Annotated in this window: 29 protein-coding genes; 13 read left to right on the plus strand and 16 right to left on the minus strand. The window is 36.9% G+C overall.

Going from position 1 to position 26,636, the window contains the following annotated elements; translation table 11 throughout:
• Nucleotides 1-55: 55 nt before the first annotated feature.
• The 9 genes from MTO68_RS20315 to orn form a co-directional block, all read right to left on the minus strand.
• Nucleotides 56-268 carry a hypothetical protein gene (locus MTO68_RS20315; protein WP_244014137.1) on the minus strand — a complete coding sequence of 71 codons (213 nt, stop codon included), beginning with the start codon at nt 266-268 and terminating at the stop codon, nt 56-58.
• Nucleotides 269-363: 95 nt separating this feature from the next.
• Complete coding sequence (locus MTO68_RS20320) at nt 364-1,362, minus strand: DUF6708 domain-containing protein (RefSeq protein WP_035370590.1); 999 nt, start codon at nt 1,360-1,362, stop codon at nt 364-366.
• 88 nt (nt 1,363-1,450) lie between these two features.
• Nucleotides 1,451-2,428 carry a hypothetical protein gene (locus MTO68_RS20325; protein ID WP_004816957.1) on the minus strand — a complete coding sequence of 326 codons (978 nt, stop codon included), beginning with the start codon at nt 2,426-2,428 and terminating at the stop codon, nt 1,451-1,453.
• Complete coding sequence (locus MTO68_RS20330; RefSeq protein WP_244014139.1) at nt 2,425-5,367, minus strand: toxin VasX; 2,943 nt, start codon at nt 5,365-5,367, stop codon at nt 2,425-2,427. The genes MTO68_RS20325 and MTO68_RS20330 overlap by 4 nt, the downstream gene beginning before the upstream one ends.
• On the minus strand, nt 5,357-6,214 hold the full coding sequence (locus MTO68_RS20335) for a hypothetical protein (RefSeq protein WP_004816952.1): 858 nt from the start codon (nt 6,212-6,214) through the stop codon (nt 5,357-5,359). The genes MTO68_RS20330 and MTO68_RS20335 overlap by 11 nt, the downstream gene beginning before the upstream one ends.
• Entirely contained in the window at nt 6,214-8,847 is a 2,634-nt protein-coding gene (locus MTO68_RS20340) for a type VI secretion system Vgr family protein (RefSeq protein WP_004816950.1), read from the minus strand. Before MTO68_RS20340 ends, MTO68_RS20335 begins: the two co-directional genes overlap by 1 nt.
• Nucleotides 8,848-9,020: 173 nt before the next feature.
• Nucleotides 9,021-9,824, minus strand: coding sequence for an enoyl-ACP reductase (locus tag MTO68_RS20345; protein ID WP_004725837.1), 804 nt, complete (start codon nt 9,822-9,824; stop codon nt 9,021-9,023).
• A 160-nt stretch (nt 9,825-9,984) separates the two neighbouring features.
• Nucleotides 9,985-10,719 carry a Bax inhibitor-1/YccA family protein gene (locus MTO68_RS20350; protein ID WP_004816949.1) on the minus strand — a complete coding sequence of 245 codons (735 nt, stop codon included), beginning with the start codon at nt 10,717-10,719 and terminating at the stop codon, nt 9,985-9,987.
• Nucleotides 10,720-10,930: 211 nt separating this feature from the next.
• The gene (orn, locus tag MTO68_RS20355; RefSeq protein WP_004725833.1) at nt 10,931-11,488 is read right to left on the minus strand and encodes an oligoribonuclease; all 558 of its coding nucleotides are present in this window, start codon (nt 11,486-11,488) and stop codon (nt 10,931-10,933) included.
• A 122-nt stretch (nt 11,489-11,610) separates the two neighbouring features.
• On the opposite strand from orn, the gene rsgA reads away from it, so the two are divergent.
• The 5 genes from rsgA to MTO68_RS20380 all read left to right on the plus strand — a co-directional run bounded on the left by rsgA (nt 11,611) and on the right by MTO68_RS20380 (nt 14,571).
• Nucleotides 11,611-12,669 carry a small ribosomal subunit biogenesis GTPase RsgA gene (gene rsgA, locus MTO68_RS20360; RefSeq protein ID WP_004725830.1) on the plus strand — a complete coding sequence of 353 codons (1,059 nt, stop codon included), beginning with the start codon at nt 11,611-11,613 and terminating at the stop codon, nt 12,667-12,669.
• Nucleotides 12,670-12,760: 91 nt separating this feature from the next.
• Nucleotides 12,761-13,171, plus strand: a complete 411-nt coding sequence (locus MTO68_RS20365; protein ID WP_004725828.1) for a rhodanese-like domain-containing protein — start codon at nt 12,761-12,763, stop codon at nt 13,169-13,171.
• 16 nt (nt 13,172-13,187) lie between these two features.
• Nucleotides 13,188-13,445 (plus strand): glutaredoxin 3, encoded by a 258-nt coding sequence (gene grxC / locus MTO68_RS20370; protein ID WP_244014141.1) that lies wholly within the window; start codon nt 13,188-13,190, stop codon nt 13,443-13,445.
• 48 nt (nt 13,446-13,493) lie between these two features.
• Nucleotides 13,494-13,952, plus strand: coding sequence for a protein-export chaperone SecB (secB, locus tag MTO68_RS20375; RefSeq protein WP_004725824.1), 459 nt, complete (start codon nt 13,494-13,496; stop codon nt 13,950-13,952).
• A gap of 139 nt (nt 13,953-14,091) precedes the next feature.
• Nucleotides 14,092-14,571: a DUF4184 family protein gene (locus MTO68_RS20380; protein ID WP_244014142.1), complete on the plus strand. Its 480-nt coding sequence runs from the start codon at nt 14,092-14,094 to the stop codon at nt 14,569-14,571.
• On the opposite strand, the gene MTO68_RS20385 is transcribed toward MTO68_RS20380, so the two are convergent.
• The 6 genes from MTO68_RS20385 to coaBC all read right to left on the minus strand — a co-directional run bounded on the left by MTO68_RS20385 (nt 14,566) and on the right by coaBC (nt 19,310).
• Nucleotides 14,566-15,177 carry an alpha-ketoglutarate-dependent dioxygenase AlkB gene (locus tag MTO68_RS20385; RefSeq protein WP_244014144.1) on the minus strand — a complete coding sequence of 204 codons (612 nt, stop codon included), beginning with the start codon at nt 15,175-15,177 and terminating at the stop codon, nt 14,566-14,568. The two genes, MTO68_RS20380 and MTO68_RS20385, sit on opposite strands and share 6 nt — an antisense overlap.
• Nucleotides 15,164-15,409 carry an Ada metal-binding domain-containing protein gene (locus tag MTO68_RS20390; RefSeq protein WP_244016007.1) on the minus strand — a complete coding sequence of 82 codons (246 nt, stop codon included), beginning with the start codon at nt 15,407-15,409 and terminating at the stop codon, nt 15,164-15,166. The genes MTO68_RS20385 and MTO68_RS20390 overlap by 14 nt, the downstream gene beginning before the upstream one ends.
• A gap of 3 nt (nt 15,410-15,412) precedes the next feature.
• On the minus strand, nt 15,413-16,150 hold the full coding sequence (locus MTO68_RS20395) for a 2OG-Fe(II) oxygenase (protein WP_244014146.1): 738 nt from the start codon (nt 16,148-16,150) through the stop codon (nt 15,413-15,415).
• On the minus strand, nt 16,137-16,976 hold the full coding sequence (locus MTO68_RS20400) for a methylated-DNA--[protein]-cysteine S-methyltransferase (protein WP_244014147.1): 840 nt from the start codon (nt 16,974-16,976) through the stop codon (nt 16,137-16,139). Before MTO68_RS20400 ends, MTO68_RS20395 begins: the two co-directional genes overlap by 14 nt.
• Nucleotides 16,977-17,507: 531 nt before the next feature.
• The gene (locus tag MTO68_RS20405; RefSeq protein ID WP_004725812.1) at nt 17,508-17,882 is read right to left on the minus strand and encodes a cytochrome b562; all 375 of its coding nucleotides are present in this window, start codon (nt 17,880-17,882) and stop codon (nt 17,508-17,510) included.
• A gap of 162 nt (nt 17,883-18,044) precedes the next feature.
• Nucleotides 18,045-19,310: a bifunctional phosphopantothenoylcysteine decarboxylase/phosphopantothenate--cysteine ligase CoaBC gene (gene coaBC, locus MTO68_RS20410; RefSeq protein WP_244014149.1), complete on the minus strand. Its 1,266-nt coding sequence runs from the start codon at nt 19,308-19,310 to the stop codon at nt 18,045-18,047.
• A gap of 114 nt (nt 19,311-19,424) precedes the next feature.
• Between coaBC and radC the strand changes: the two genes are divergently transcribed.
• From radC to MTO68_RS20430, 4 genes are all read left to right on the plus strand, one after another.
• Nucleotides 19,425-20,147: a DNA repair protein RadC gene (gene radC, locus MTO68_RS20415; protein ID WP_244014151.1), complete on the plus strand. Its 723-nt coding sequence runs from the start codon at nt 19,425-19,427 to the stop codon at nt 20,145-20,147.
• Between the two features lie 37 nt (nt 20,148-20,184).
• On the plus strand, nt 20,185-21,096 hold the full coding sequence (locus tag MTO68_RS20420) for a bestrophin family protein (protein WP_004725806.1): 912 nt from the start codon (nt 20,185-20,187) through the stop codon (nt 21,094-21,096).
• A 65-nt stretch (nt 21,097-21,161) separates the two neighbouring features.
• Entirely contained in the window at nt 21,162-21,446 is a 285-nt protein-coding gene (locus MTO68_RS20425) for an antibiotic biosynthesis monooxygenase (protein WP_004816937.1), read from the plus strand.
• A 314-nt stretch (nt 21,447-21,760) separates the two neighbouring features.
• Nucleotides 21,761-22,159 (plus strand): hypothetical protein, encoded by a 399-nt coding sequence (locus MTO68_RS20430; RefSeq protein ID WP_244014153.1) that lies wholly within the window; start codon nt 21,761-21,763, stop codon nt 22,157-22,159.
• A 14-nt stretch (nt 22,160-22,173) separates the two neighbouring features.
• On the opposite strand, the gene MTO68_RS20435 is transcribed toward MTO68_RS20430, so the two are convergent.
• Entirely contained in the window at nt 22,174-23,055 is an 882-nt protein-coding gene (locus MTO68_RS20435; protein ID WP_239044832.1) for a TonB family protein, read from the minus strand.
• A 232-nt stretch (nt 23,056-23,287) separates the two neighbouring features.
• On the opposite strand from MTO68_RS20435, the gene MTO68_RS20440 reads away from it, so the two are divergent.
• From MTO68_RS20440 to MTO68_RS20455, 4 genes are all read left to right on the plus strand, one after another.
• Nucleotides 23,288-23,968 carry a hypothetical protein gene (locus MTO68_RS20440; protein ID WP_239044831.1) on the plus strand — a complete coding sequence of 227 codons (681 nt, stop codon included), beginning with the start codon at nt 23,288-23,290 and terminating at the stop codon, nt 23,966-23,968.
• 152 nt (nt 23,969-24,120) lie between these two features.
• A complete protein-coding gene (locus tag MTO68_RS20445) occupies nt 24,121-24,825 on the plus strand; it encodes a DUF3108 domain-containing protein (protein ID WP_209827967.1) in 705 nt (234 codons plus the stop codon).
• Nucleotides 24,826-24,928: 103 nt separating this feature from the next.
• The gene (locus MTO68_RS20450) at nt 24,929-25,504 is read left to right on the plus strand and encodes a xanthine phosphoribosyltransferase (protein WP_004725796.1); all 576 of its coding nucleotides are present in this window, start codon (nt 24,929-24,931) and stop codon (nt 25,502-25,504) included.
• Between the two features lie 153 nt (nt 25,505-25,657).
• Complete coding sequence (locus MTO68_RS20455; protein WP_244014155.1) at nt 25,658-26,518, plus strand: acyl-CoA thioesterase II; 861 nt, start codon at nt 25,658-25,660, stop codon at nt 26,516-26,518.
• Nucleotides 26,519-26,636 lie beyond the last annotated feature (118 nt).

A 26,636-nucleotide genomic window follows, 5' to 3' on the forward strand; every position in this document is an offset into this window, starting at 1 on the left:
CTTCAAAGTTAAGATGATGGTATGACAATTTTATATACTCCATAAACCCTTTAAATTAATTAGGTGGTTTATGTCGCACTTCAAGTTTTACTCTGCCATCTATAAGTTCAATATAATCATCATTCATGCTTAGAAAAGACCAGTTATGATTACGTTTGAATTCATCATAGGGAGATAAAAGTACATCACCTTTATCTAATTTGGAAAAAGGTATATTTTCTTTAAAAACATCATAACCAAACGAATGTTTTTTAATTTTACTTTTCATTATGCAACCATGTTTACTTATACTTCCAAATATTAAGCTCAAAAAAATATAATTTTCATTTTAATCATTAAAAATCAAAGCGCTGTAGCGCTTTATCATTTATCTTTCATCTCAAACATACTAAATTCAAAGTTGTCTTTAAAGCTAATTTCCTCTGGGCGTTGTTGTTCCATTTTATTTTTAAGGATAACCTCTTTATGCCATATAGGTAGAGGCTTTATATTGAGCAATATTCGTCTTGCAATAAAATTACCAAGATCAAAAGGGAAGGAAAATAACGCAGGAACCCAGTTATCATGATAAATGATTCGAAATGACTTCCATGTATCTCGATAACTTTCTTTTGCTCCAATGACCTGTTGGCAAAACGTTAATTGCGTAAACGGGTCTATTGTTCCATACATCGGATTAGGCTTTGGATATAATTCTGCTGGTCCTTTATGCATAAAATGGCATATAAATGACCATAAACCCTGTGTACGGAATATACCCATCATCGGAAAGCCAATGACAAAAGTATGTTTTAACAGACCATCTTCAACAATATGTGCTCTCAGTTCTCTTAAAGGTGCGCCTGAAAGACCAAAGCTATTCCCCATCACATAAACAACATCTTTCCAATCTCGTTCGATATACTCAGCTTCAGTTAAATAAAAAAACACCTTGCCTGTTTTTCGGTTGAATAAAATTGGTTTACAAACTGCCTTGTTGTAGTCATATTTAAAAAAAGGGTCTAAAAATGCATAGAGTGGTAAAAAAAAGATAATCAACCCTGAAATTACGACAAATATTGAAAAAGAAATAGACTCTTTAGAACTCCCACCAAGTGAAAAATATAAATATAGAATATAAAATATTAAAAATAATATAGGAGAACATAATACTAAAAGACTGATTCCTTTTCCTAACCTCGCATAAGATTGATCTATAAGCTCTATATAATTATTATTCATCCTTAGAAAAGACCAGTTATGATTGCGTTTAAATTCATCATAGGGAGATAAAAGTACATCACCTTCATCTAATCTAGAAAAAGGTATATTTTCTTTAAAAACATCATAACCAAACGAATGCTCTTTAATTTTACTTTTCATCATGTACCCATTTTACTGATGCTTCCAAATATTATGCTCACAAAAAATATAATTTTATTTTTAGAGATCAAAGCGCTTGCGCGCTTTATCATTTGTCTTTCACACTAAAAAAACCAAATTTCAAATTGTCTTTTGCTGTCACAATATATGGATCATTTTCATCTACGGAATTATCTTTTTTAAGCTGTTCACTCCAGTAAAATGGTTTTGAAAAAACAACTGTAATTCGTCGCCCAAAGAATCTAAAAAACTCAGGTATAGCGAAAAAAATTGCAAATAATGGCGTCTGAAAATGATTAATAAATACGGTTTGCCAGCTTTGACTGAATGGTTCATTTTTCTCTTGAATATCATAGCAATAAGTTAATTTACTCAGAACTTCTTGCTCAGGATCATCTATTCCTTTTCTGTAATATAGTGGTTCCGGACCTTGTTCTACATAAGTTTTAATAAATAGTAAAAAACCTTCTATATGATCTTTATGAATATTCGGTGTCCCTAACTGTATATCATGTTTTATCACTTCACCATCAAGTACATAGGCATGTAACTCATGTAGCGGTAGTCCCACTACACCTTGTGATTGAACGATATCAAAATACAAATCGTCTAATAAAAACTGAGAGGTGCTGTTCCCATCGGAACATACGGTCATGGTCTTTTTTTGTCTATTTATTACGACTGGTAAATAAAGGGGCTTTAAAAAGTCAATTTTTAAGAAAGGAATTAACATAGTTAAAAGCATATATAATGAAATAAGAAAAACAAATATTAATGAAATTAAAAAACCTAATAAATCACCAATACCATCTTTTAAAAATAGATAACCACCGAATAAAACTAATAGGACAAAAGGAATACCAAAAAAAGATAAAAAAATTAATTTCTTTCCTTTCCATACGTAATTTCTATTTGTTAATTCAATAAAGTTAGAATTCATCTGAATAACAGAAAAGTTATGATTGATCACACGTTTGAGTTCAAAAGTATCTAGCTTAAAAATTTGATACTTTTTTACTCTTTCTTCCACTTTAGTACGAGAAACAAAATACCATGGGTTTTTCATTTAAATAGTCCATTTAGAGCTGATAGTTGTGTTTCATATTTTCCAAAAGAAACCATCCCTTCGTTAGGATTTCCCAAAAAACTTTTCCGCAACCATTTTTGTAATTCTTTTTCTCTTTTATAAAGCGCATAAATTGCAAAACCAATACTTAATGCTAATAGTATTAATCCTATTGGATGGGTTGCCAAACCAAGCATAATAAATAGTGATGAACCAACCATTGTTAATCCACTTAAAAATAGAAATGAACCATAAGTTCGTTCTCCACTTTTAAAACTATTCCACCCATTAATCATATCGAATACACCAAAAACAGCACCTACTAATGTACCTAATGTTCGCCAACCCAAATGCTTCATAGTTGTAGCATTGGCTAAGTCTTTTGAGAATGAAATTAGCTTAGTATTTTGTAAGGGTCCTACAGCCATCTTTCTTTCAAAATATTTACTAAGCATCATAGATGTACCTTCTACTAATGCCATCCCTACACCAACTAAAGAAGCAGCTTTACGGCCACCCTTTTCTGAACCACTTAAATTTTGATCAGTCCAAACTGTATACATGGCAAGTGACTGGAAAACGAAGTTTCCTGTAGCAACCAGATGCTCAAATGATATTTTTTTATCTGTAAATACGTTTACGGGAATTTCTGTTTCGATTTTAAGCTTATTAGAGGTATTTACTTCATTTGGAACAGCATCACTTGAATAATTCCCCAATAACATGCTGGATATAGTATTAATAAAATGTGCTTTTTCTCTAGGTAAATTTTGAGTGCTAACATCAAGATAAGGCAAATTAATTCTTAATTTTTCCCGAGAAGCATTCCAAAGTGGATCATTGGCTATTTTACTAAGCATACTATCTCTACTGATCTTAACATCTGCTCCAAATGTATCTTTATAATATGCAATCAATAAGTCAGCGAGTTTATTATTGAATTGAGAAACATTTTTCGCCTGAATAATTCCTTCCTTAACTGGTGCTTGCGTGTAGCCTCCTAGCATTATGGTGAGAGGATTCAATTGATTAGGATGAAGTTCGATTCCACGCATAGCGACAGGAGATAAATGCAAAACAAACTGACTTATTGAACTTTGTAAATATGCTATTTCAAAAGAATTCAATGATGAAATTACTGAATTCGTGCGAGAAATTAAATCTCCCCATGGAATTGTAGATAAGTTTGAGTAGTTAATATAGCTTGATACACTATTTTTAATATCAGAAGAACTACAGCATAATGTATCAGAAATCAAACTTTTATTATCTGAAATTAAGTAAAGCTGTTTTACAAAATAGTCTAAACATTTAGGTAAAGCTTTACAAAACTCAAGAATAGAGGAACTCAACTCATAATTACCTGACAAAGATTTTGGATTATCTCTTTCTGTAACATAAAAATAGTGTTCATTTATAATATTATTTATAAATAATTTTAATGCCCACTCATCCAATGAATCAATTTTTTTAGATTTCTGATCATCTTTTTCATTTTTTGATTTAATTGCATCTGAGTAAATTTTATCATTTAAACAGCTTTGATAGTTTTTATTCCAATCTTGTAGTTTATATTTTTGTTGATTTGCTTTATCTCTAATTTCTTCTTCTGCGATCTGTTCAGGTGTTTTTTTCTTCTGCATTTGTTCTTTTAGATATTTTCCAAATTCATTCGATAATTGCTCAGAAGGATCTAAAAAAATAGGATCTTTATTAATTTCAGCTTTTTCAGCTTCTGTAAAATAAATATCTTTATTTATTCCAAATGCTAATTTAAGTCCTTCAACGTCAAGTAAAGTTTTTTCTTGATCTGTATATACTGAAGTATCTTCCAATACAGATAGTGCATTAGAAGCAATATCTTGAATTATACCGACATAATCATCCAAACAAAAAATTGCACCTGTAAATAATCTCGTTTTTTTATTATCAGATAAAATATCTTTTAATTCTGTTACTTCATAATTATCATACTTATTAATTACTGATGAATCTTCATCATTATCAATAGCTTCTGATGAGCAAATCTTAAAACTCAAATAATCAAAGATCTGATTATAATGATTTTCAAAATTAGTTGATACATTACTCAAAGTCCACGGGGTTTGAAGATATGCGCTAGACTTATTAGAATCTAAAAAAACATATTGCTCTAAATTGTAATTTTTTATTAAGTTTAAGTTTTGCTCTGTGATGGGAAATTGACGATCATCATTCCCCATACCATTTAAATATGCTTTTACATTGAATACATTCATATTTTTTTTGTATTTATTTTTGTTCTCAACCTTTTTATCTTTACTCCATTTTACTTCTGAATATTTCATATAAATTTCAGTTGCTTCAGAGGCCTTTGGGATTGTAATCATGAGCGCTCTTGCACGATGAACTGTTTTACTACAAGGTTCTTTACTTTGTGAGTTGCTGATCGTTTCAGAGAAATAATCATTATTATCAATTCTTTTTAAAAAGCCCTGTTGAGATATTTCATATTCATGCCACTTATCCATATGTTTCATAAATACATATAAATATCCAGCTCTTAAAGTAGTAAGTCCATAAGCATATCCTTCTGAAGGAACTATACTATTAATACTTTCAAAACAAGATTTAGCGCTCCGACTTGCTGAAACTGTTATTGTTCGGAGTGGTTCGGTAGGTTTTGGTTTACCACTACCTTCAATATAAGTCCCTCGCGCTTTATAAAAATCATTCCTTTTTTTACGAAATTCAAGTTCGCTATTTATTTTCTTCTTTTCATCACTTATATCTTGTAATTCAGGATCATTTTTTTTATAAGTTGACAAAATCGTATCATTTTGAGTATTTCCTGGATAAGTTCCCTTTTTTGTTACAACAACATATCTAGCCAATAATAACTGTAGCCCTTCATCTCTCTTACAAAAATCACAAGGATATTCTTGATTATCAGTAGTCATACATCACCTTATTTTTTAAATTTTCATCATCAATATTTTGTTTTTTAAAAAAATCATCCCACTCAGACGTTGAAAGCTGTTTGCTTGCCTGTTCATAGCCTTTGGGACTTTCTGTTAAACGTTGAAAAAAGTGGGTTTCAAGAAAGCTTTCACCGATTAAATCTGCATGAAAAATGGATGCTACAGCATCATCCTTGGTCAAAATCCCTTTATTTTTTATTAAGTCTGCATAATTAAAAATCTGACTAACTTTTAAAAAGTATGCTGGCAGGTCGTCAGTCTTGAATTTTAACTTTTCAAATACTCTGTTGTTTACACTGATTTTTTCCAATAAATCATGATCAGGCTGTTGAATAAAATCCCCCTCAGATCCAGCGTCAAAGCACAATGTTTCATTTAAGAAATTAAATTCAATATTTTTAAAATATTTATTGATCCATAAAAAATCCTGACTCTCAAAATAATTGAGTAGCATCCAAATTTTCGGATCAAAAAACCGATACAAATACTTCTTAGTGCCTACTTCATAGACTAAATTTTGTTTTAAGTGATTAACAATATCAGGTTCTCGAGTTGGAACACTTTTAAACGTCATTAGAAAAAAAGGTGAAAGCCCCGCTTTGATCTGATTTTGATCATGTTGCTTTATTTCATCAACAAGCGAAGCACCGACTGAATTTAAACGCAATAAATACGGAAAAACATGCTGTACATTCTTCGCATAATCAGGTGCTAAAGACTTAAGTTGAGCTTCCACTTCATAAAAATATTGCGCATTTAGATTCGGGTCAATAATGACGTAATCATACTCAATCACCTCTTTTGGATGTATAGGCTCTAATAACATTATGAAAGCTCCACAGAAGCATCACCTTTTGCCGCAGCACCAGAAACACGCATTTCACAAATAGGAAGCTGAGGAATGTCTGAATTAATCTTCGCACCACTGGTAAACTTCTGTTGCCCCGACTTCACCTGAAACAAACCACCTGTAGTTGAAAATACCCCTGAACCATTAATCTTTAATTCAGAACCATCACCAATCAACTTAATCTCTTTCGGACTAATGATATAAACCGCGTCTTCGGTCGAAATGATTTGAATCCCTTTGCGTGCAATCACATCTGCACCACCATCTTGAGCTTGAAGTTCAACTTTACCTTTCCCTGCAAACAACCTTGCCCCTTCCTGTGCCGCAAAAAGACTGATCTTAGCACTGGCATGCCCAATCAAAGCCTTTTGTGTACTTAGGTTGATACTGTCGCCTGCGGTATGACTGATTTGCCCATCTGCTGAAAGATGAATATCTTCGTTACTGGCAAGTGCAATCGAATTAGGTGAAGCCAACATCATCACCGCAGACTTAAATGCATCTGCTTTTTTCGGATCTTGTTGGTCTAGTGTATTAATAAATCCTTTTATTCTTTCCAACACTTCCAAAGGATCAATTTGCTGATTCTTGGCAACTTCACTTAAGGCTTTAGAATTATTTAGACTGCTTTCTAACTGACTTTTCGCTGCTGTTGCATCGAGATGGTTACCTGAGGCCGAATCTTGAGCATGTGTACTCAGTAGTAGACCTTGCCCTGCACGCACTGCTCCCCATTGATCTGTTCTTAGTTCAAAGCCTTCACCTCGTCCTTTACTGGTCTCGGTTTCTTTAGGATGACTTAGATTACCAAGGTTAAGTTGACTCGTGCCGTGACTGCTTTGTAGCTGGCTGCTGATTTGCTCTGTGGTATCGTCAAATCTAAGCTGACCATAGCCACTGCCTTTAACTTCCCGACTTTTGATCCCTGCTAGTTTTTTGGTGTCAGGTAATTGGCCTTTGTCATCAAATTTCGTTGGACTTCGTTGCGCTTCATGGATACGCCCCACCACAAATGGTCGATCGATATTGCCATCAAAGAAATCTATCACGACAATCTCACCAATCCTCGGTAAGAACCGCGCACCATAGCCTTCACCTGCCCACGGGGTCAGTACATCCACCCAAGCGGAATCAGTGTCGTTGTCATTGCTCCCTGCACCACCATCATGACTATGATCTTCATTGCGGGTAAATAGGAAGCGAACTTTAATACGTCCCCATTCATCGACATGAATTTCCTCTCCACTTGGCCCAACCACTTTGGCACGTTGTGGATGGGTACTTGGACGGTGTTGTAGTGGGTGGTATTCAGGAACAGTGGTGATATTACGGCGTTGTAGCACCAATTGATTGGCTTGGCGTTCATCACTGTTGCTGTTGTCTGCTTTATTTTCATTTACCCAGTTGCTTTGTTGGAGCAAGCGATTGATTTGTTCACTCAGATCTTTGGGTAAGTTGTTCTGGTTATAGAATGTCTTTGACGTGATCAGAAATTCTTTGTCTGAGCCACTGTGTTGGTCTATTTCTGGGTGTTCATTCAATTCAAACCAGTAACCTACTTGCGCATCACGTACAGTGGAGTTGGCAACAAATTGCTTGGATTGAGCATCATAGTAATGACTGAGGTTTTGGTTGATCTTTTCAATCTGATTGTTATTTGACGCGGTTGCTTGATCTTCACCATTCAGGTCTTGAATCCATGCTGGACTAATATGCCAAGTTTGTTCTAAACCGAGACTGGCATTGTTTTGGTTTTGACTGTGTTGGTGTTTGCTTTGAACACTGCCTGCACCCTCTTCTTGTTCTAACACATCTGCTTGCCAGCGTTGTACGTGGACAGCAGTGGGTTGTAAGCTACGTTGCCCGATAAAGCTGGTGATGCTGTCTTGTTGCTCTGTGGCACTGCTGCGATGGAAGCGGATCTTTCTTCGTTCTAGTGCTTTGTATTCACTGTTATCATCCACCAAGCGCAGTTTTTGCGGCTGAATTTGAGTCGCAGAACTAGGTACAATCAATTGTGCTTCATCAATCAACCAGTTGATCCCTTCACTGCGCATCAAGCGGCTTAAAAATGCATAGTCGCTTTCGTTACTCTGCATAATGAATGGTCGGATATCGTAATCTTTTTTAAGACCACTTTTATCGAGACTTAGACTCGATGCAAAGAGTGGGCTTTTGTCTTGCCATTCTTTAAACAGAGTTTCTATGACTTGCACAACCGACTTATTCATAAACACTCGGCTGTTACGGCGTTTATGCCACAGTGAAGTGGCATCTTCGAGTTTGAGTTTATATAGCGTTAGTGCGCCATCACTCTGCCCTTGTGCGGCCTCAGTAATCACTCCTGTGCTACGAAACAGTTGCCCATGATCTGTGACTTGATCAATGGCCACTTGGCTACCGATGAATTGTTTAAGGGGAATCGTTGCTGAAGTGGCAAGGCAAATCAGTTCAACAGACACACCTTGGTTTAAACCATGTTGTCCATCGATACGTTGTAAGAAGACTTGAGCAGTCAAATCAGGATTGCTAAATTGGATATGCAAGGCTCGTTTTTGCGCAGTCAATCCAAGGTGTTGCAGAGCCGAAAATATATTGGCAAAATTCATTTTCTTATCAAACTTAAAATAATATTAATATTTATGAATATTTAATCAAAAAAAACGATTGAATCCTAGTTTATTGATCGGTTAATTTTTTAAAATTTGTAAAAAAATCCCAACATTAAATGCTTAATGTTGAGATTTATGTTTTTAATTCAAATTGTTATATAGACTAAATGCTATTCACTGTCCATCATTGACTGGCTCATACCGACCGTATTAAAACCAGCATCAACATATAGAATTTCACCAGTGATCCCATTTGCCCAAGGTGAGCATAGGAATAAGGCTGCATTACCTACGTCTTCAATCGTAACATTACGTTTTAACGGTGCAATTTTTTCATTGGCATCTAACATTTTACGGAAAGATTTAATCCCAGATGCCGCTAAAGTACGGATTGGACCTGCTGAAATTGCATTTACACGGATACCCTCAGCACCTAAGCTTGATGCTAAATAACGTACACCTGCTTCCAAAGATGCTTTCGCCATACCCATAACATTATAGTTTGGCATAACAGACTCTGAACCTTGGTAAGTTAAAGTCAATAAACAGCCTTGGCGAGCCAACAATAAAGGTTTTGCTGCGCGTGCCATAGCAACAAAACTATAAGCGCTGATGTCATGGGCAATTTTAAAACCTTCCCGATCTGTGACGTCCGTGAAATCACCATCAAGTGTATGCGCAGGTGCAAAACCGATTGAATGTACAACACCATCCAAACCATCCCAATGCTTTGCTAGTTCAGCAAATGCATGGTCAATTTCAGCATCCACAGCAACATCACAAGGGAAAACTAAAGTAGAACCGAATTGTTCTGCAAAATCATCTACACGTTTTTTTAGTTTATCGTTTGGATAAGTAAATGCGAGTTCTGCACCTTCACGATGTAATGCCTGAGCAATACCAAATGCAATGGATAATTTACTTGCAATTCCCGCGATTAAAAAGCGTTTACCTGCCAATAGTCCTTGTGCCATGAAATTCTCACCTGATCAATTTTGTAAGCATAATGCCAAGTCTTGACCCATAACTAAATTGCATAATGCATCTTTTTTTAAAAGTTTACTAAAAACATAAAAAAAGCGCACTGAATCGAGTGCGCCTTTTTAAATCTATCAATCGATATAAAGGGAATGATTAATCATCACCTTGCAACAAGCTCAATAAACGTAAGAATGAATAGTACATCCATACCAATGTTGCCAATAAAGCGATACCACATAACCATTCATAGGCTTTCGGTGCACGTTGTGCAGCAGCCGATTCAATCAAATCGAAATCAAGAATCAAGTTCAATGATGCGATCACCGCAACAAATGCAGCAAAACCAATACCTAAAATGCTGCTTTCAAATAAGAATGGAATACTTGAACCAAAAGCCAAACGCATAATGAACTGCACTACAAAAACCAATGCAATTGCGATAGATGCTGAAATCACAATAGATTTAAATTTTTCAGTTGCACGAATAATTTGGAACTTATATAAACCAAACATCACTAAAGTTGTGATAAATGTAGCTAAAAGTGCTTGTAATGGTACGCCCGGAAACTTCAGTTGGAAGATCACTGAAACACCACCCAAAAATGCACCTTCAAAGAACGCATAAGGAATAGCTAAAACACGTGCTGTATTCGGCTTAAATGTAGCAACCAATCCGAGAATCAAACCACCAATTGCACCGACCATTGCGGCAGCATAGGCAATTCCAACATTCATTGTGGTAAAGCTATAGAAAAAAATTCCAACACCGAGTATGGCCGCAATAACAGTCAATAAAACTGATTTTTGAATTGCGCCTTGTACAGTCATTGGCTGTTCATAATCTGCATACGTTTCCGCACGCGTTAAAATTGGGTTATTACTTTGCATAGTCAATCTCTTTGTAATAATTCAAATATATATAAGGATATTAAAACGTTTTTTATGCAAACAATTTGAACTGCTTGCTATTTTTTGTAACGAGTTGTCAGAGGACATCAGCTTTAGTATAGCTTAAAAAACCAAAATGCATAGCAAAAAAAGAGGCTAAAAAGCCTCTTCTTTCAATCTGATATGTAATGAGATTTAACCACTCAAATGATTAATCTTGATTGGCGATAAAGAAATACTGACGATAATATTTAAGTTCAGCAATCGAATCGCGGATATCGTCCATTGCCAAATGTGAAGCATTTTTCTTTAAACCGCTCATAATTTCAGGTCTCCAGCGTTTTGCTAACTCTTTCACTGAAGACACGTCCAAATTACGATAATGGAAGAATTGTTCAAGCTCAGGCATTAAACGGTGCATAAAACGGCGATCTTGGCAGATTGAATTACCACACATTGGCGAAGTTTTAGGATTAATCCATTTCTTCAAAAATTCTAAGGTTTGCTGCTCTGCATCTTGCGCTGTGAGTTTACTACGACGTACCCGTTCAATCAGACCTGACTGACCGTGTTGTTTGGTGTTCCACTCATCCATTGCATTGAGGATAACATCTGATTGATGCACTGCGAGCACAGGGCCTTCCGCCAAAATGTTCAAATGATCATCTGTTACAATTGTCGCAATTTCAATGATCTTGTCATTATCTGTATCTAAACCTGTCATCTCTAGGTCGATCCAAATTAAGCGGGTATCCGGAGTGCTGCTCATATAGTGCAATCTTATTAGGCCAATAAAAAATGAATAGTAGCAAATTTCTTGCATCTTCGCTGTAATTCATTCGCCTGTCATGGTATTTTTGCCTTCTCATTTTTAAGGTTTTTAGGATATGAATGGCTTTAATTCGTAAACGTCGTTTAACTGAACAGCAGCAACGCCGCATTCAGAAACAACATAAAACACGTCAAGAAGAAATCGACACTTCCAATGACCTTGAAGGTCTTGTTGTTCAGCATTATGGACGACAACTCGAAGTACAAGCCCTTTCTGTTCCTACTCAACATCCGCAAAAACCCATCGTCAATGAAGGTGATCCAGAACCCTTTTGGAAACCGATTGAATTAGGCAGTGTCTGGCGCTGTCATACACGAACCAATTTAGAGCTGTTAGTGACAGGCGATAAAGTTCAGTGGCAAGCAGATCCAAATACAGGCTTAGGCATCATCACTGCCATTCATCCAAGGACATCGTTGTTAACACGTCCCGATCGTTATCATAAAGTTAAACCTGTCGCAGCCAATATCAGTTTAATCGTCATTGTCTTTGCAACTCTGCCTGAGCCAGCACCCACGCTGATTGATCGCTATTTAGTGGCATGTGCAGATGCGGATATTCCAGTCCTTTTGGTGTTAAACAAATCAGATTTACTCAAAGAAAATGATCCTATTTTAGATCTCATTAAAGAATATCAAGACTTGGGTTATGAAGTACTGATCACTCAGTCTGAAGGTGATATTAGCGAATTAAAGCAACGACTGGACAACGAAACTGTTGCTTTCGTTGGACAATCAGGTGTCGGCAAAAGTACCCTGATTAATGTCATCGTTCCTGATGCAGAACAGAAGACCAATATTATTTCTGAAAACTCGGCACTCGGACAACATACAACCACCTCTACCCGTTTGATTCGTTTTGGTGAAAATGGTGCTTTGATTGACTCGCCCGGCATCCGTGAATTTGGGCTTTGGCATTTGAGCCTAGAAAAGATTGATGCAGGCTTTCCTGAAATCTCTAACTTGATTGGACATTGCCAATATCGTAATTGCACCCACACACATGAGAAACAGTGCGCAATTAAAAAAGCGGTAGAAAATGGTGAAATTCTAGCCAGACGACATGAAAGTTATTTACGTTTAATTGAAGAAATCACTGATGCGCAACAAAAAAATTAAATTTCTTCTTTGAGAACCTTGAAGCGGTGATTTTGATCACCATATATATACGCTATACTCGACGCAATTTTTGATTGTAATTAGGTGACTTGTGGAACGTTGGTTTGAGTTTATGGGGAATCACCCCTTCTTATTTGGTATTTTAGGGGTACTGGCGATCTTGTTCTTTATTTTTGAAGGACAACGCAGTGGTCGTAAGATTTCACCACAATCACTTGGTATTTTAGTGAAGGCTAAAAATGCGATGTTGATTGATTTACGCGATGCTAAAGATTTCCGTGAAGGTCATGTGAGTGGCAGCCGCAACATTCCATACAGTCAAATTGCCAGTCACATTGAAGAGTTAAAAACTGCTGACCGTCCTTTAGTATTTATCTGTAACTTAGGTCAAGTTGCAGGAAGTGCTTTACAACAAGTCGGCCATGCAGACAGCTATCGTCTTGATGGTGGTATCAGTAACTGGAAAGCCCAAGGCTTGCCATTAGTTAAAGCTAAAAAATAAGCTTAAGGAGCTCAACATGACTGCTGAAGTAAAAGTATATTCAACAGCTTTTTGCCCATACTGTGTACGTGCGAAATCTCTACTTGAGCGTAAAGGTGTTGCTTTTACCGAAATCAATCTCGATGAAGAAGCACCTGAAGTTAAGACTGAGCTGATCCAGAAAACTCGACACCGTACAGTGCCACAAATTTTTATTAATAATGAATTTATCGGTGGTTTTGACCAGCTTTATGCTTTAGAAAAAGCCGGCAAACTCGATGAGTTACTTGGTTAATCCACAACTTAATTAATGAATCACTTCTTAAAATTTAAGGAATAAAGAATGAGTGAAGAACAACAAGCTCAACCACAACTTGCTTTAGAACGTATTTATACAAAAGACATTTCTTTTGAAGTACCTGGGGCTCAAGTTTTTACCAAAGAATGGCAACCTGAATTAAACATCAACTTGTCTTCTGCTGCTGAAAAAGTGGATGCAACCCACTTTGAAGTGTCTTTAAAAGTTGTTGTGCAAGCGAACAATGCAGGCGATACAGCATTTATCGTCGATGTAACACAATCAGGTATTTTCTTGATTGATGGTATTGAAGAAGACCGTCTTCCATACATCTTAGGTGCTTACTGCCCGAACATTTTGTTCCCATTCTTGCGTGAAGCAGTTAATGATCTTGTAACAAAAGGTAGCTTCCCTCAATTACTTCTTACGCCAATCAATTTTGATGCAGAGTTTGAAGCAAATATGGAACGTGCCCAAGGCGCTGCTGCTGAAGGCCAAGCTTAATTTCTCAATAATTAAGTTTAAAAGACCGCACTATGCGGTCTTTTTTATGTTTGATCAGATAAAAATCACCCAAACTTCACAACCGTGGGTGATGCAATTTTTTATAATTTAAACATCATAATAAGCATGAACAATAACAATGCCATTTACTCCCTTACATTTGGGCTTAGGCGCAAGCTGTAAAGCTATTGCAAATAAAAAATTTAGCTTGTTAATTTTCTCTGGTGTTCAAGTTTTGATGGATATAGAACCTCTAATTGGCATCATTCGAGGCTGGACCACACTCCATTTATATACCCATAATTTACTTGGTGCTTTGTTGATTACTTTGCTTGCAGTCCCCATAGGTAAAGTGATGAGTGAGTTTTGCTTACGCAACTTATTCAAACAAGCAGACTGGCAGATCACATGGCAAGTGGCGACAGTCAGTGCTTTGGTCGGGAGTTTTAGTCATGTTTTTTTAGATGCTTTGATGCATGCAGATATGTATCCCTTTTATCCGCTGAGTTATTCTCAAGTTTTACTCAACATGATTCCCTACAATTTTATTTTTTATGGGAGTTTAATCAATTTTATTTTTGCCGCAATTGTTTGGCTTATCCGTGAGGAAAAATCATGATTCATCGATTGTTCTAAAGGTTAGATTAATCCGAGCCGTATGCACTTTCTTTGTTGGGGCTAAGCGGTGCAACCAATATGTTTGTGTGGTGTCTTTCATGACCAGTAGACTGCCATTTTCGAGAAAAACCTCAATTTTTTCTTGGCTATTTTTATGTTTAAAGGCAAATTTTCGAACCGCGCCTAGGCTTAAAGACGCAATTGCACCATTCTTTTTTAGATCTGTTTCACCATCACTGTGCCATGCCATACCCTCTTCACCTGTATGGTAAAGATTCAGTAAACAAGAATTAAATGTTTCCCCCGTGATCAATTCAATCTGTTGTTTCAGTTCGAGTAATTCTTCAGTCCATGGCAAGGCATATTTGGAGCTATTTGAATAAGTGTATTCAAAAGCGCGATCTCCATACCAAGCCACTTTCCGTTTAGTGATAATCTTTTTGCCAAAAATAATCGCTTGGTCATTTTGCCATTCAATATGCGTTAGCAATTGCTCAAAATAATCATTGGCGATGGCTTCATCCATGATTTTTCCGAAATAATTCACTGTTCCATCTTGTGGAAGCAAGTTCTCATGGGGATCGGTTAGAAACTCAAGTTGTTGCATTTTTCCATTTCACATAGGCTGATTTCATACAATGTCCACACGGGCGAAATTGCAATGCCAAGGCTTCGGCTTCACTACTAAAGAACACCCGATTGGCTTTTAACATACGCTTGCCCGAACCACAGTTTAAACGTCCATAAATTTTTAGCTTTTGGTTGCCTGCAAATAAAATTTCAACATTCCTGATTTTTCGATATAACGCCAAGCGCTCAATGTCATCATGTTTAATCATCATTTAACTCACAGCATCATGAAAAATAATCCCCAATGTATAACGCTCCCCTGTACGCACCTGACTGACAGCATGCTTCATATTGACTCGATAATAGCCATGAGTGCTTTTCTTCGGTCTAAACTGCGTGGTAAAAATTAACACATCCCCTTGATCAGGTTGTAAAACAATGGCTTTTGACTGTGCTCGTGGTACTTGCTCAGTCAACACCAACTCACCACCGGTAAAATCGCTATTGGCTTGACTAAGAACAAATACCATTTGGATCGGAAAATAGACCTCGCCATATAGATCTTGATGTAAGGTATTAAGACCATCTTGCTGATAGTGCAAAATCAAAACAGTGGCCTTATTTTGACCCGCTTGTTGGCATTGTTGTAAAAATTCAAGATGTGAATCTGGATATTGTCGATCCAGCTTTAAAGCATCAGACCAAGCATTGGCGATAGGAACCAGATAGGGATAAAACTGAGTTCGAAGCTGTTGAAGCAAGTTTGGTAGTGGATAATTAAAATATTTATACTCGCCATATCCAAAACGATGTTGCTGCATAGTGACGGTTTTTCGATACAGTTGTTGATGGTTATAATGACTTTTGATCAACTCACACAATTCATCAGATAAAAAGTCTTTAAGGATTGAGTAGCCTTGTGTATGCATCTGAGCATGGATTGACTCCCAATCTAAACCCTCAATTTTATTGAGCAACGCTGTTGCTTGTTGTGAATTAAATGCTGGCATGTACTTGCACACCTTCCCAGCCAATCATTGCGGCTTTACGTGTTTTACCCCAATGATATTCACCTAAAACACCTGTCGCTTGAATCACACGATGACATGGAATTAAAAAAGCCACTGGATTATTGCCAATCGCAGTACCGACTGCACGGGAAGCTTTTGGATTTCCAATCTGTTCTGCAAGGTCTGCATAGGTCGCCAATTGTCCCATCGGGATTTTAAGCAAACTTTCCCAAACTTTAAGCTGAAAATCAGTGCCTTTTAGATGCAGCTTAATTTGGCTCCATGGTTTTTGTTCAGATGAGAAAATGGCCAAAGCATGTTCATGCAAGGCATCTGCTTGCTGATAAAATCTTGCTTTAGGAAATTTTTCAACGAGTGCGCTATAGGCATCTTGCTCATGCTCCACAAAAGACATAAAGCAAATCCCTTTGGCTGTTGAAGCCACTAAAACCATTCCAAAGCGTGTTTCAGCATACTGGTAGTGGATGGTTAAGTTTTCCCCACCACTTTTGTATTCAACAGGTGTCATCCCTTCAATTTGTATAAATAGATCATGCAAACGACTGGTGCTCGATAGTCCTGTGTCATAAGTCGCATCAAATACCGAATGCTCTTGTTTTAACAAGTTTTTTGCATGTTCAATACTAATATATTGCAAGAACTTCTTCGGACTGGTTCCAGCCCATTCTGTAAATAAACGTTGAAAATGTGCAGAGCTTAAATGAATATGCGCAGCCACCTCATCTAAATTCGGTTGTGCTTTAAAATTGTGTTTAATGTATTCAATGGCTTTTGCAATACGTTCAAACTGATTGTGCTGTTGCATCGCATTTCTCCTCACTTTTCTCCATCTAACTTAACAGTTGTTATGCAATGAGCAAATCCGAATCATGCTGAGTTTAGTGATTCAATATCGTTTAAAAATCTCCTCACAATAAAAAACCGTTAGTCATTAAAACTAACGGCTTTTAAATGGATAAATCTATTCTTCGAAATTACGTTCGTTAAAAACAAGTAGTCCATACGCAATCTATATAAATTTACCTGATTCTTTGTATTATTGAATCGTACATGGTCGATCTATCGTGTGGCGACATGGATGTCGCTGTTGGGCGGGGGTACAGGACGTACCCCTCGCCAAACATGAGCAAAAGCAAAGCACAGCTTTGTTTGCAGCGCAAGGTTTGGCATCATCTACAAAAAGTGAGGCATCGCCTACGCAAAGCTATTTAAACATTAATTGTAAAGTGTGGCATTGCAAGCGTTATAACCATATGAATCACGTTAATGAAAGCATATAAGTTTATAATTTTAGCCTTATTTATAAATCATCTAAATGCATATTTGCGCAATAAGACTATTGATAGATCTTATGCCCTTGATCACGTATTTCAGCAATTTTCTTGCCTTCCATTTTGGCATGATCTAAATGACCGCCTTTGACTAGCGCTTGAGTCTTATCAATTTGCGCAATCAATTGATCATATAACTGAGTCGAAGTCGGTGCACTGGCATCACCACGACCTTTAAGTTTGACTTTTTTAGCATCGGTTGCAGCAGCACGCATATTATCTAAAGCTTTATTTGCTTCAGCGGCATTATTGGTTTGATTAAATGCTTTATAGTTTTTACCTAATGCCTGCATATTTTGTTGTAACGTTGCAGCAAAAGTCATTGAGCTGAAACCTAAAGCAGAAATCATCATGACGGTGGCTAAAGTTTTTTTGATCATTATGATCTTCCTTAAAACTGTGGCTATTGTTGGGTGTAAAAAAGCCCATTGTGGCTATTGTCCATTTCCAAGATTAAACATAGTTTAAAAGCACAAAAAATAGCAAATAAAAATGCAACGAATTCGTTGCATTTTTATATTCAGAAATAATCAGAGAAAGACTTAAATTGGTTCAATCTCATTGTGTAAGGCATCGTGGATCGCTTCAACCAATTGTTGTGCAATCTCTTGTTTCGAGGCTTTTTCTAAATCACGCTTTTCCATCTGGTACTGTTCTGCAAAAAACACGGTCATCGCATTTTGATCAGAAGCAAAACCAATATCAGCACGCGAGACATCATTGCAGGCAATCATATCGAGTTTTTTGGCAACCAGTTTTCCTGCTGCATATTCCTCTACATTACGGGTTTCTGCCGCAAAACCCACCATAAATGGGCGCTTTGACTGTTGCGCAATGGTCGCCACAATATCGGGGTTTTTTACCAATGAAACATTCAGCTCATCACCCGCTTTCTTGATCTTATGTTCTGCAACTTCTGCCACACGATAGTCAGCGACAGCCGCAGTTGCAATAAACACGTCACAGCCTTCCTCAAGCTGATGCATGCTTTCATCAAGCATTTTTATTGCAGAAGAAACATTGATACGACGCACACCATTCGGGGTATCTAAACTGACTGGACCAGCCAATAGCGTCACTTTTGCCCCTGCTGAATAACAGGCTGCCGCAATAGCAAAGCCCATTTTCCCTGTACTGTGATTGGAAATATAACGTACAGGATCAATCGCTTCACGTGTTGGTCCCGCAGTAATCACCACACGTTTTCCAGCAAGCAAGCCAAACTTCTCAGCAATTGCACGTTGTGCTTGATGGAAGTAGTTTTTAACTTGTTCAGCTAAATCTTCAGGTTCAGGCATACGCCCTAAACCGACATCACCACAAGCTTGCGAACCCGCTTCAGGCATAATCACATGTACGCCATCTTCAACTAAGGTATTCAGATTACGTTGTGTCGGCTTAGCTGCCCACATTTGCTGATTCATTGCAGGCGCAACCCAAACAGGTGCTTTGGTTGCCAAATACAAGGTACTGAGCAAGTCATCAGCCAAACCCGCGGCAAACTTTGCAATGGTGTCACAACTTGCAGGTGCAACTAAAATTAAATCAGCCCAACGCGCCAATTCAATATGCCCCATTCCCGCTTCTGCTTCAGGGTCTAATAACTCAGTATGAACTGGATTGCCTGATAAGGCCTGAAAAGTTAAAGGGGTAATAAATGCCTGTGCACCTTTGGTCATTACCACGCGTACATTAAAGCCGTAATCCTTTAAACGGCGTACCAGGATTGCACTTTTATAGGCGGCAATACCGCCTGTTACAGCGAGGATAATATTTTTATTAGAAAATACACTGAGATCAAAACTCACTATCAGGCTACCTTTCAGTTGCAGTGGCGCTCACAATATCATTAAATAGTCTATCTCCCAAGTCATTCAAGGGAGAAAAATCAGAAGTAAAATAATTTTAAAATGTGAAAAATAATGAATCATTCAATCAAACAATGGCCTGAACAAGAACGTCCACGTGAAAGATTACTCTTACAAGGGGCGCACAGCTTATCTGATGCAGAATTACTGGCGATTTTTCTACGCTCAGGCTCAAAACAACACTCCGCTGTTGAATTAGCACGCTTGCTCATTCAACATTTTGGTCATTTAAATGCTGTATTTGATTCGTCTTTAGATGATTTAAAACAGTTTCATGGCATTGGCGAAAGCAAGTATTCACAACTGATGGCGGTGAAAGAACTGGGGCGACGTTACTTGAAACATCAACTAAACCAAGGTTTAGACTTGAGTTGTTCTGATTTAATCCGAGATTATTTACGTTATGAATTGATCGGAGAATCTCAAGAAGTCTTTGCCGTACTCTGTTTAGACAGCCAGTTACGTAAATTGAGTTTTAAAAAACTATTTTATGGTTCAATCAATTACTGCAATATTTCCATCAATCAATTATTACGATATGTCATACAAAAACATGCGACTTTTATCGTTATTGCCCATAATCACCCTAAAGGTTTTGCCAAGCCTTCACGTGAAGATTACGATTTAACTCAAGAAATATTAAAAGCCTGTCAACTGCTTGAAATAGAATTATTGGATCATATGATCATTGCTGCTGAGCAAAGCTACTCCTTTGCTGAACACGGACTCATCAAACCCAAAACTTTCCCTACAAATGTGATTGACAAGCACCTTTGAAGCGGTGAAGATCACTAAAAAATATAGATTTAAAAGTATGATTGTCCGCGATCAAAACGACACCCTTAAAATATTACTCTCTTGGCGTGGTACGATTTTACCCAAAGTGCTGCCACCGCTTGGTTTTGTGATGCTGATTTCTGCAATTGTGGGTGGCATTGAGTATACCAATTTATATCGTTTTCCTGAATTACCCTTGGTTGGCTTTACCCTGATTGGTGTGGTGCTTTCTATTTTTCTAGGCTTTAAAAATACCGCCTGTTATGACCGTTGGTGGGAAGCGCGTAAACTTTGGGGAATGCTGATTGCCAATGCGCGTCACTTTGACCGTGATTGTCGTATATTCCCGCAAGGGCGTCGTGAACGGATCATTCAACATGTGATTGTATTTGCAAACTTATTAAGAGATCGTCTGAGACATCAAACAGCAAATCCAGATGCGCTGGTAGAAACCAGTGGTATGAGTCAACAAGCACTGACACAGTTGTATCAACAAACCAATGCGCCGCAATACACGCTGAGTTTGATCCAATGGGAATTGATGCAAGCGCTCAAAGAAGGCGAAATTTCCGACATTATCTATACCCAATTAAATGAACATGTGAATGAGCTCAGTTTGGTACAAACCGGCTGTGACCGTATTGCAACCACACCTTTGCCTTTTGCTTATTCAGTTTTATTGAATCGTACAGTCTATTTTTTCTGCTTTATGTTGCCCTTTAGCTTAGGTTCATTACTGGGTTTAGCAACACCTTTGCTGGTGGGTATTTTAGCCTATACTTTTCTGGGGCTAGATGCGTTAAGTACCGAGATAGAAGAACCTTTTGGTACACAAAGTAATGATTTACCTTTAGATTCGATGGTGAGAATGATTGAAATTGAACTATTGGGAACTCTCGGGAAACCGACTCCCCCACCAATTCAAGCCCATGATCACAATTTACTTTAATGCATCAATTTCTGATTTTATTGCCCTTTTTAAAGAGAAGTTAAAGTAAAGGCCGAGCACTGAAAATGAAATATGTGGTTATCTTTAAGGCACAGATCAATACGCTTGATCAACAGTATTTTCAAACTGCACAACTTTTACGAGAGAAAGCATTGAGCCAGTTTAACTGTCAAAAATTTGAGTCTCTTTGTGAAAATGATTTTGAAGTTGCGCTTTCTTATTGGAATACACTTGAAGATATCCAGGCTTGGCATAAAGATGCAGAACATCAAGCAGCTCAACGAATTGGTAAACAACAGTGGTATAAAAAATTTAGTGTTGAAGTTTGCGAAGTCATAAAAACTTATTAAAAAATGATTAAGTAATATTATGAGTTGAAAATGATGCTGATGTAGAAATAAAGTGCGGGGGAAGACACTAACAATTTAGCCATTTTAATAAAATTTTAGTGAAGTATCACTTTGATCGAACAATATGATATTAAAGATCAATCTCTACTTAAAAATTCAAACTCCCTTTATGTAAATGAATATCTCCCCCTATTCTATTGAGAAATGGTAAAAAAAAAATCTATATAGTGTAATTTAAAATCAATAATTTATAGGAGTTTTAGTATAACCCCTATGATGTTAAATAAAATCATCAACTTATAGGAATAAAAACTATGCTTACAAAACCAACTCAATCTTTTCTTTTAGAAATAACGGAAAAATCAGATCAAGAATTTCAAGATGGAGGAATAACCTTTGAGTATAAATATGCACATAGGCTTGCTCATACTGTTTTCGATCACAATTTCTTAAAAACCACAGCAGACATTAGGGAGTTTAATGATAAAGAGGTTCAGCAAATTGAATCTTTTTTTACAACATCATTATCTCTAAAACAAAAGGATACAGAATTAAAATCGAAAGAATTTATACAATTATTAAAACAAGATTTTTCAGATTATTATCGACAAATTAGTTCATTTAACTCAGATGGCTATAGCATCGATATAGTCATTCATTTCATTAAAGATAATGATTTCCATGAGCTTAATCTTTTTTGGTCAATGGACTAATCAGTATTTATCTATTAGCGCACTTCAAATTCAGATTCAGCTGGATCAAAACGCCAAGTGCGCACAATCCGCAGTTCAGAAATATCTTTCATTTTTGAATCAAAACGTCCAAAAGGTGCCCCTTTACGCACTGAGTTTTTGGCAGCTTCATCGAGGATTGAATGACCTGAGCTTTCAATCAATCGTATAGCACGAATCCCCCCCTCATTATTGAGAATAACCATTAAACGGACCTCACCCGAAAGACGCTGCTGTTTGGCAAGATCTGGGTAATATCGGTTTCCGTACATCTCAACTTTTTCACGAAATTTATCTAAATATCCAGCAGATGCATCTTGTTTGGCTTGAATACCATCTAAGGTTTTAATTTTTTGTTGTTTACTAAAATTTTGTTGTTTCTGTAAATATTGAGCTTCTAAACTCGCCACCATTGCCGTTTTAGCCTGCATCTGGCTCTGCAACTCTTCCATGGCCTTTTTACGATCGTTTTGTTCGGCCTGCTTTTGCCAGCTAAGAACCGTCATTAATACTTTTTCTTCGAATTTCAATTCTCGTTTTTGCTGTATTTGCTCTAAAGCTTCCAGTTGCTGATCACCCGCACTCTTGTCTTCTGCTTGCGCTGGCATATCACTTGAAATACGATGCTCTTTACGGAATGTTCCAGAACCATGCTGATTTGCTTGCGCTAAAAAATCTGCATCTTTAACTTCATCTTCACTTGGGCGAATACTGATTGCGATTTCTTTTGTACTGGTATTATTTTCTTGTGGCATTCCAAATTGAACAGATAAAAAAAGTACATGTGCAATGACAGCTGCAGAAACAGCTCCAACAAATAATGCGTCTTGCCACCAATACTCAGAATGCTGTGTATTGGCAAATAATTTTTTTATCATGACATTAATCCGACAAAATTCCCCAATCGCCAAATTTAAAATTTATTAAAATAAGTTTAACTTTACATTATTCACAAACTTTGTGACTTATTTAGTAAAAGTAAAAACGTAATTTTAAAACACTCAAAATGGTGCAATGTTTTTTGTTAAACTGCAATCGTTAGACTTGTATTTTTTTAATAATCGACAAGTTTATCGCCTTAAAAAATGATGATGATTTGGGACAATACTTATGCCGACGCTACTTTCTAACATTGTTAAACGTATTCGACAAGTATACCAAAAAGCAGAAGGTTTTATAGAAGAAGAACGCGAGTTTCCAGTATCACAAGTATTTTTAAATGCGACCTTTAAACGTTTTGTCACCGACAACGTCAAAATTTTAGAAGATTTACATGCCGACCTGCATGATGATTGGCTAAAACTTTATGCCACACTCAATGTCAAAGGCATGCATTTGGTTCTTTCGGTTGATCTTAAGTTAGTTCAAATGGAACTCAACAAAGATATGCAGTTGATTGTTTTTGAACAAATCAGCAACACCCAAGTGATCGAAGCCAGCTATCCCAGTGTTTGGTATAAGATGGGCGTAAATACTGCTTTATTCTTCTATCAAAAAGTACTGAAAAAAGATCCTTTAGGAATGATCCTAGAAAAATTTAATGTCATTACCGTAAAAGATGAATTACTTCATTTAGACCTGAATCGTTGGTTAGGAAAAAATCGTTCTATTATGGACACATTAAACAAAGTCCATGTGAATCATGCAGAATTACGTGAAACTGAGTTGGTAGTGATTGGTAATGTAAACCTAACCGCTTTATTGAGTAAATTTAGAGAAGATAAAGACCCAGACTGGGACGAAGATGATTATCTTGAAACTGAAGTTACACCGATTGAGCAAAAGAGTTAAGTCTAAATTGCAGATTAGATTTCAAGTTATCGCAATCAAAATGTATACATAAATTCACAGGATTAGCAATAAAGTGGATATTTTCTCTTTAATTACACCGCATAATAGGTGTCATATCCAAAAATACTTTTAAATGCATAGGACATTTAATGATGGCAAAAACGTTATTTAAAACATTAAGTATGGCAACTGGTGTTTCAACTGCAATGTTATTGGTTGGATTTTCAAGCAATGCTCTTGCCATGAGTCCGTTCCAAGCAAGTTACCAGTTTGCCTATAATGGTAAAAACTTAGGTACTGCGACTCGTACATTGAGTCAAAGTGGCAATAACTGGACCTATGTATTTGCAGCAAAAGCAGCGGCAATTGCTTCTGCAAGCGAAACAAGCCGTTTTAGCTTTACCAATGGTCAAATTAATTCAAGTAGTTTTAGTCGTACCAGTAAAGTGTTGGTACATAATGACACCATGACCATTAACTTTAATCCAAGCAACAAAACCATTAACACCAAGAAAAAAGATCAGGCACGTTCTTTCCCATGGAAAGCTGGTGCTTTAGATGAGTTAAATGCTGAATTACAAGTACGTGAAGACTTAAAAGGTGCTGGTCTAAAATCAAGTTATTTGATTGCAGATGCAAAAGGTTTAGATGCGCGTCGCTTTGTTAAACAAGGCACAGAGTCAATTAAAACCCCTGCGGGAACCTATAACACGGTCAAAGTTGTACTCACCCATGACAATGGTGAAAAGAGTTCAATTTTCTGGTTAGCACCGCAATTAGACTATTTACCCGTAAAAATGTCACATGTTGATGGTAAAACATCTTATAACCTAACCTTGACCAGTTACAAAAAGTAAGACATTTTTCACCTTTTGATCAATTTCAGCTTGCATTTTTTTTAGTGCTTTTTAAAATACGCCTTTGCTTTAAAAAGCACCTTGCCTCTAGAGGATTCTCCCTGTGCACGCACTAGAACAGAAAATCTTAGCTGAAGGTATCGTTCTATCTGATCAAGTTCTGAAAGTCGATTCTTTCTTAAATCACCAAATTGACCCTGTGATGATGCAGCTCATCGGTCAAGAGTTTGCTCGTCTTTTTAAAGATGCAGGCATTACCAAAATCATCACAATTGAAGCATCAGGCATTGCGCCTGCTGTGATGGCTGGTTTGGAACTTGGTGTACCCGTTATTTTTGCACGTAAATATCAGTCTTTAACCCTTAAAGATGATTTATATCGTTCAAAAGTATTCTCTTTTACCAAGCAAATTGAAAGCACCATTGCGATTTCTAAGAAACATATTAGCAAAGGCGATAAAGCTTTGGTTATTGATGATTTCTTAGCGAATGGTCAAGCCGCTTTAGGTCTTGCTGACTTGATTCATCAAGCGGATGCAGAAGTTGTGGGTATTGGGATTGTGATTGAAAAATCTTTCCAACCAGGCCGTCAATTGTTATTAGATAAAGGCTACCGTGTTGAATCATTGGCACGTGTTGAATCTTTGGCAAACGGTACGGTAAGCTTTGTAGAAGAATAAGCTAGTCTTACTTCAAAAGTTTTCATTAAAAAAGAGTGCTTTAGGCGCTCTTTTTTTTGCTTTTTGATCAGTAGCGTCTTTGTTTTACCTTTTATTTTGATCAAGCCCTCAGCTATATTGTGTAAATAAAGAGATAACTCAGGTAAATAATAAATGAGATCAATCACTCAAAAATTAGTTGATCTACTCGACGTACAACAATTGGATGATGGTCTATTTCAAGGGCAAAACACACGTTTATTTGGATCACACCTTGTCGGTGGGCAATTGGTGGCACAAGCATTGATTGCCGCATCAAAAACCACCAATCGACCAGCACATTCATTACATGCTTATTTTATTCGCAGTGGTCGCACAGATATTCCGATTTTATATAAAGTTGAAAATTTAAGAGATGGCAAAAGTTTTTCGACTCGCCAAGTCCATGCTTGGCAAAACGGCCATATTATATTTTCGGCCATGGTTTCATTTGCCTATATTGAAGAGGGTTTAGAAAATCAGATTGAACCGCCTCTCTACCCTTCGCCAGATGAACTGATCCCAGAACAACAACTTAAACAAATGATTTATGAGGATGTTCCTGAACCTGCACGCGCAATATTTATGCGTCAATTTTTTATCAACATCCATCCTGTACAGCCATTCAATCCATTTAAACCGATAAAATTAGACACAAATTATGCTGAATATTTTCAAACCTTTGAAACGATTCCCACTCAACAAGATACACCCATGATGCACCAAGCCATTGCTGCATATTATTCTGACTATAACCTGCTGACGGTTTCACTTAGACCGCATGGTGTCAGCTATGCGAACGGCGGTGTACGTAGTGCAAGTTTAGACCATAGCATTTATTTTCATACAGATTTTAGAGTAGATGAGTGGCTACTTTATGATATGAATGCCACCGTATCTAGCCAATCCAGAGGGCTTAATTTCGGCAGGATGTGGCAAGATGGTCGATTGGTGTGTAGCGTTAATCAGGAAAGTTTAATGCGGCTGAAGCAATAACAAGATGTTTCTATAAGCTTGTGTCAATCATTCTATCTATTACATTCACACAAAATATAAAGACTGATCACGGTATTCAGTTACAATCAAAATCATGTCATATCCCTGACATGATTGT

The sequence above is a fragment of the Acinetobacter sp. NyZ410 genome (assembly GCF_022828975.1).
In the GTDB taxonomy this organism is placed as follows: Bacteria; Pseudomonadota; Gammaproteobacteria; order Pseudomonadales; family Moraxellaceae; genus Acinetobacter; species Acinetobacter guillouiae.

Excerpts from the sequence above, each read along its gene's own strand:
- MTO68_RS20315 (WP_244014137.1), bottom strand. The coding sequence starts at position 268 with ATGAAAAGTAAAATTAAAAAACATTCGTTTGGTTATGATGTTTTTAAA.
- MTO68_RS20320 (WP_035370590.1), bottom strand. The coding sequence starts at position 1,362 with ATGAAAAGTAAAATTAAAGAGCATTCGTTTGGTTATGATGTTTTTAAA.
- MTO68_RS20325 (WP_004816957.1), bottom strand. The coding sequence starts at position 2,428 with ATGAAAAACCCATGGTATTTTGTTTCTCGTACTAAAGTGGAAGAAAGA.
- MTO68_RS20330 (WP_244014139.1), bottom strand. The coding sequence starts at position 5,367 with ATGACTACTGATAATCAAGAATATCCTTGTGATTTTTGTAAGAGAGAT.
- MTO68_RS20335 (WP_004816952.1), bottom strand. The coding sequence starts at position 6,214 with ATGTTATTAGAGCCTATACATCCAAAAGAGGTGATTGAGTATGATTAC.
- MTO68_RS20340 (WP_004816950.1), bottom strand. The coding sequence starts at position 8,847 with ATGAATTTTGCCAATATATTTTCGGCTCTGCAACACCTTGGATTGACT.
- MTO68_RS20345 (WP_004725837.1), bottom strand. The coding sequence starts at position 9,824 with ATGGCACAAGGACTATTGGCAGGTAAACGCTTTTTAATCGCGGGAATT.
- MTO68_RS20350 (WP_004816949.1), bottom strand. The coding sequence starts at position 10,719 with ATGCAAAGTAATAACCCAATTTTAACGCGTGCGGAAACGTATGCAGAT.
- orn (WP_004725833.1), bottom strand. The coding sequence starts at position 11,488 with ATGAGCAGCACTCCGGATACCCGCTTAATTTGGATCGACCTAGAGATG.
- rsgA (WP_004725830.1), top strand. The coding sequence starts at position 11,611 with ATGGCTTTAATTCGTAAACGTCGTTTAACTGAACAGCAGCAACGCCGC.
- grxC (WP_244014141.1), top strand. The coding sequence starts at position 13,188 with ATGACTGCTGAAGTAAAAGTATATTCAACAGCTTTTTGCCCATACTGT.
- secB (WP_004725824.1), top strand. The coding sequence starts at position 13,494 with ATGAGTGAAGAACAACAAGCTCAACCACAACTTGCTTTAGAACGTATT.
- MTO68_RS20380 (WP_244014142.1), top strand. The coding sequence starts at position 14,092 with ATGCCATTTACTCCCTTACATTTGGGCTTAGGCGCAAGCTGTAAAGCT.
- MTO68_RS20385 (WP_244014144.1), bottom strand. The coding sequence starts at position 15,177 with ATGCAACAACTTGAGTTTCTAACCGATCCCCATGAGAACTTGCTTCCA.
- MTO68_RS20390 (WP_244016007.1), bottom strand. The coding sequence starts at position 15,409 with ATGATTAAACATGATGACATTGAGCGCTTGGCGTTATATCGAAAAATC.
- MTO68_RS20395 (WP_244014146.1), bottom strand. The coding sequence starts at position 16,150 with ATGCCAGCATTTAATTCACAACAAGCAACAGCGTTGCTCAATAAAATT.
- MTO68_RS20400 (WP_244014147.1), bottom strand. The coding sequence starts at position 16,976 with ATGCAACAGCACAATCAGTTTGAACGTATTGCAAAAGCCATTGAATAC.
- MTO68_RS20405 (WP_004725812.1), bottom strand. The coding sequence starts at position 17,882 with ATGATCAAAAAAACTTTAGCCACCGTCATGATGATTTCTGCTTTAGGT.
- radC (WP_244014151.1), top strand. The coding sequence starts at position 19,425 with ATGAATCATTCAATCAAACAATGGCCTGAACAAGAACGTCCACGTGAA.
- MTO68_RS20420 (WP_004725806.1), top strand. The coding sequence starts at position 20,185 with ATGATTGTCCGCGATCAAAACGACACCCTTAAAATATTACTCTCTTGG.
- MTO68_RS20425 (WP_004816937.1), top strand. The coding sequence starts at position 21,162 with ATGAAATATGTGGTTATCTTTAAGGCACAGATCAATACGCTTGATCAA.
- MTO68_RS20430 (WP_244014153.1), top strand. The coding sequence starts at position 21,761 with ATGCTTACAAAACCAACTCAATCTTTTCTTTTAGAAATAACGGAAAAA.
- MTO68_RS20435 (WP_239044832.1), bottom strand. The coding sequence starts at position 23,055 with ATGATAAAAAAATTATTTGCCAATACACAGCATTCTGAGTATTGGTGG.
- MTO68_RS20440 (WP_239044831.1), top strand. The coding sequence starts at position 23,288 with ATGCCGACGCTACTTTCTAACATTGTTAAACGTATTCGACAAGTATAC.
- MTO68_RS20445 (WP_209827967.1), top strand. The coding sequence starts at position 24,121 with ATGGCAAAAACGTTATTTAAAACATTAAGTATGGCAACTGGTGTTTCA.
- MTO68_RS20455 (WP_244014155.1), top strand. The coding sequence starts at position 25,658 with ATGAGATCAATCACTCAAAAATTAGTTGATCTACTCGACGTACAACAA.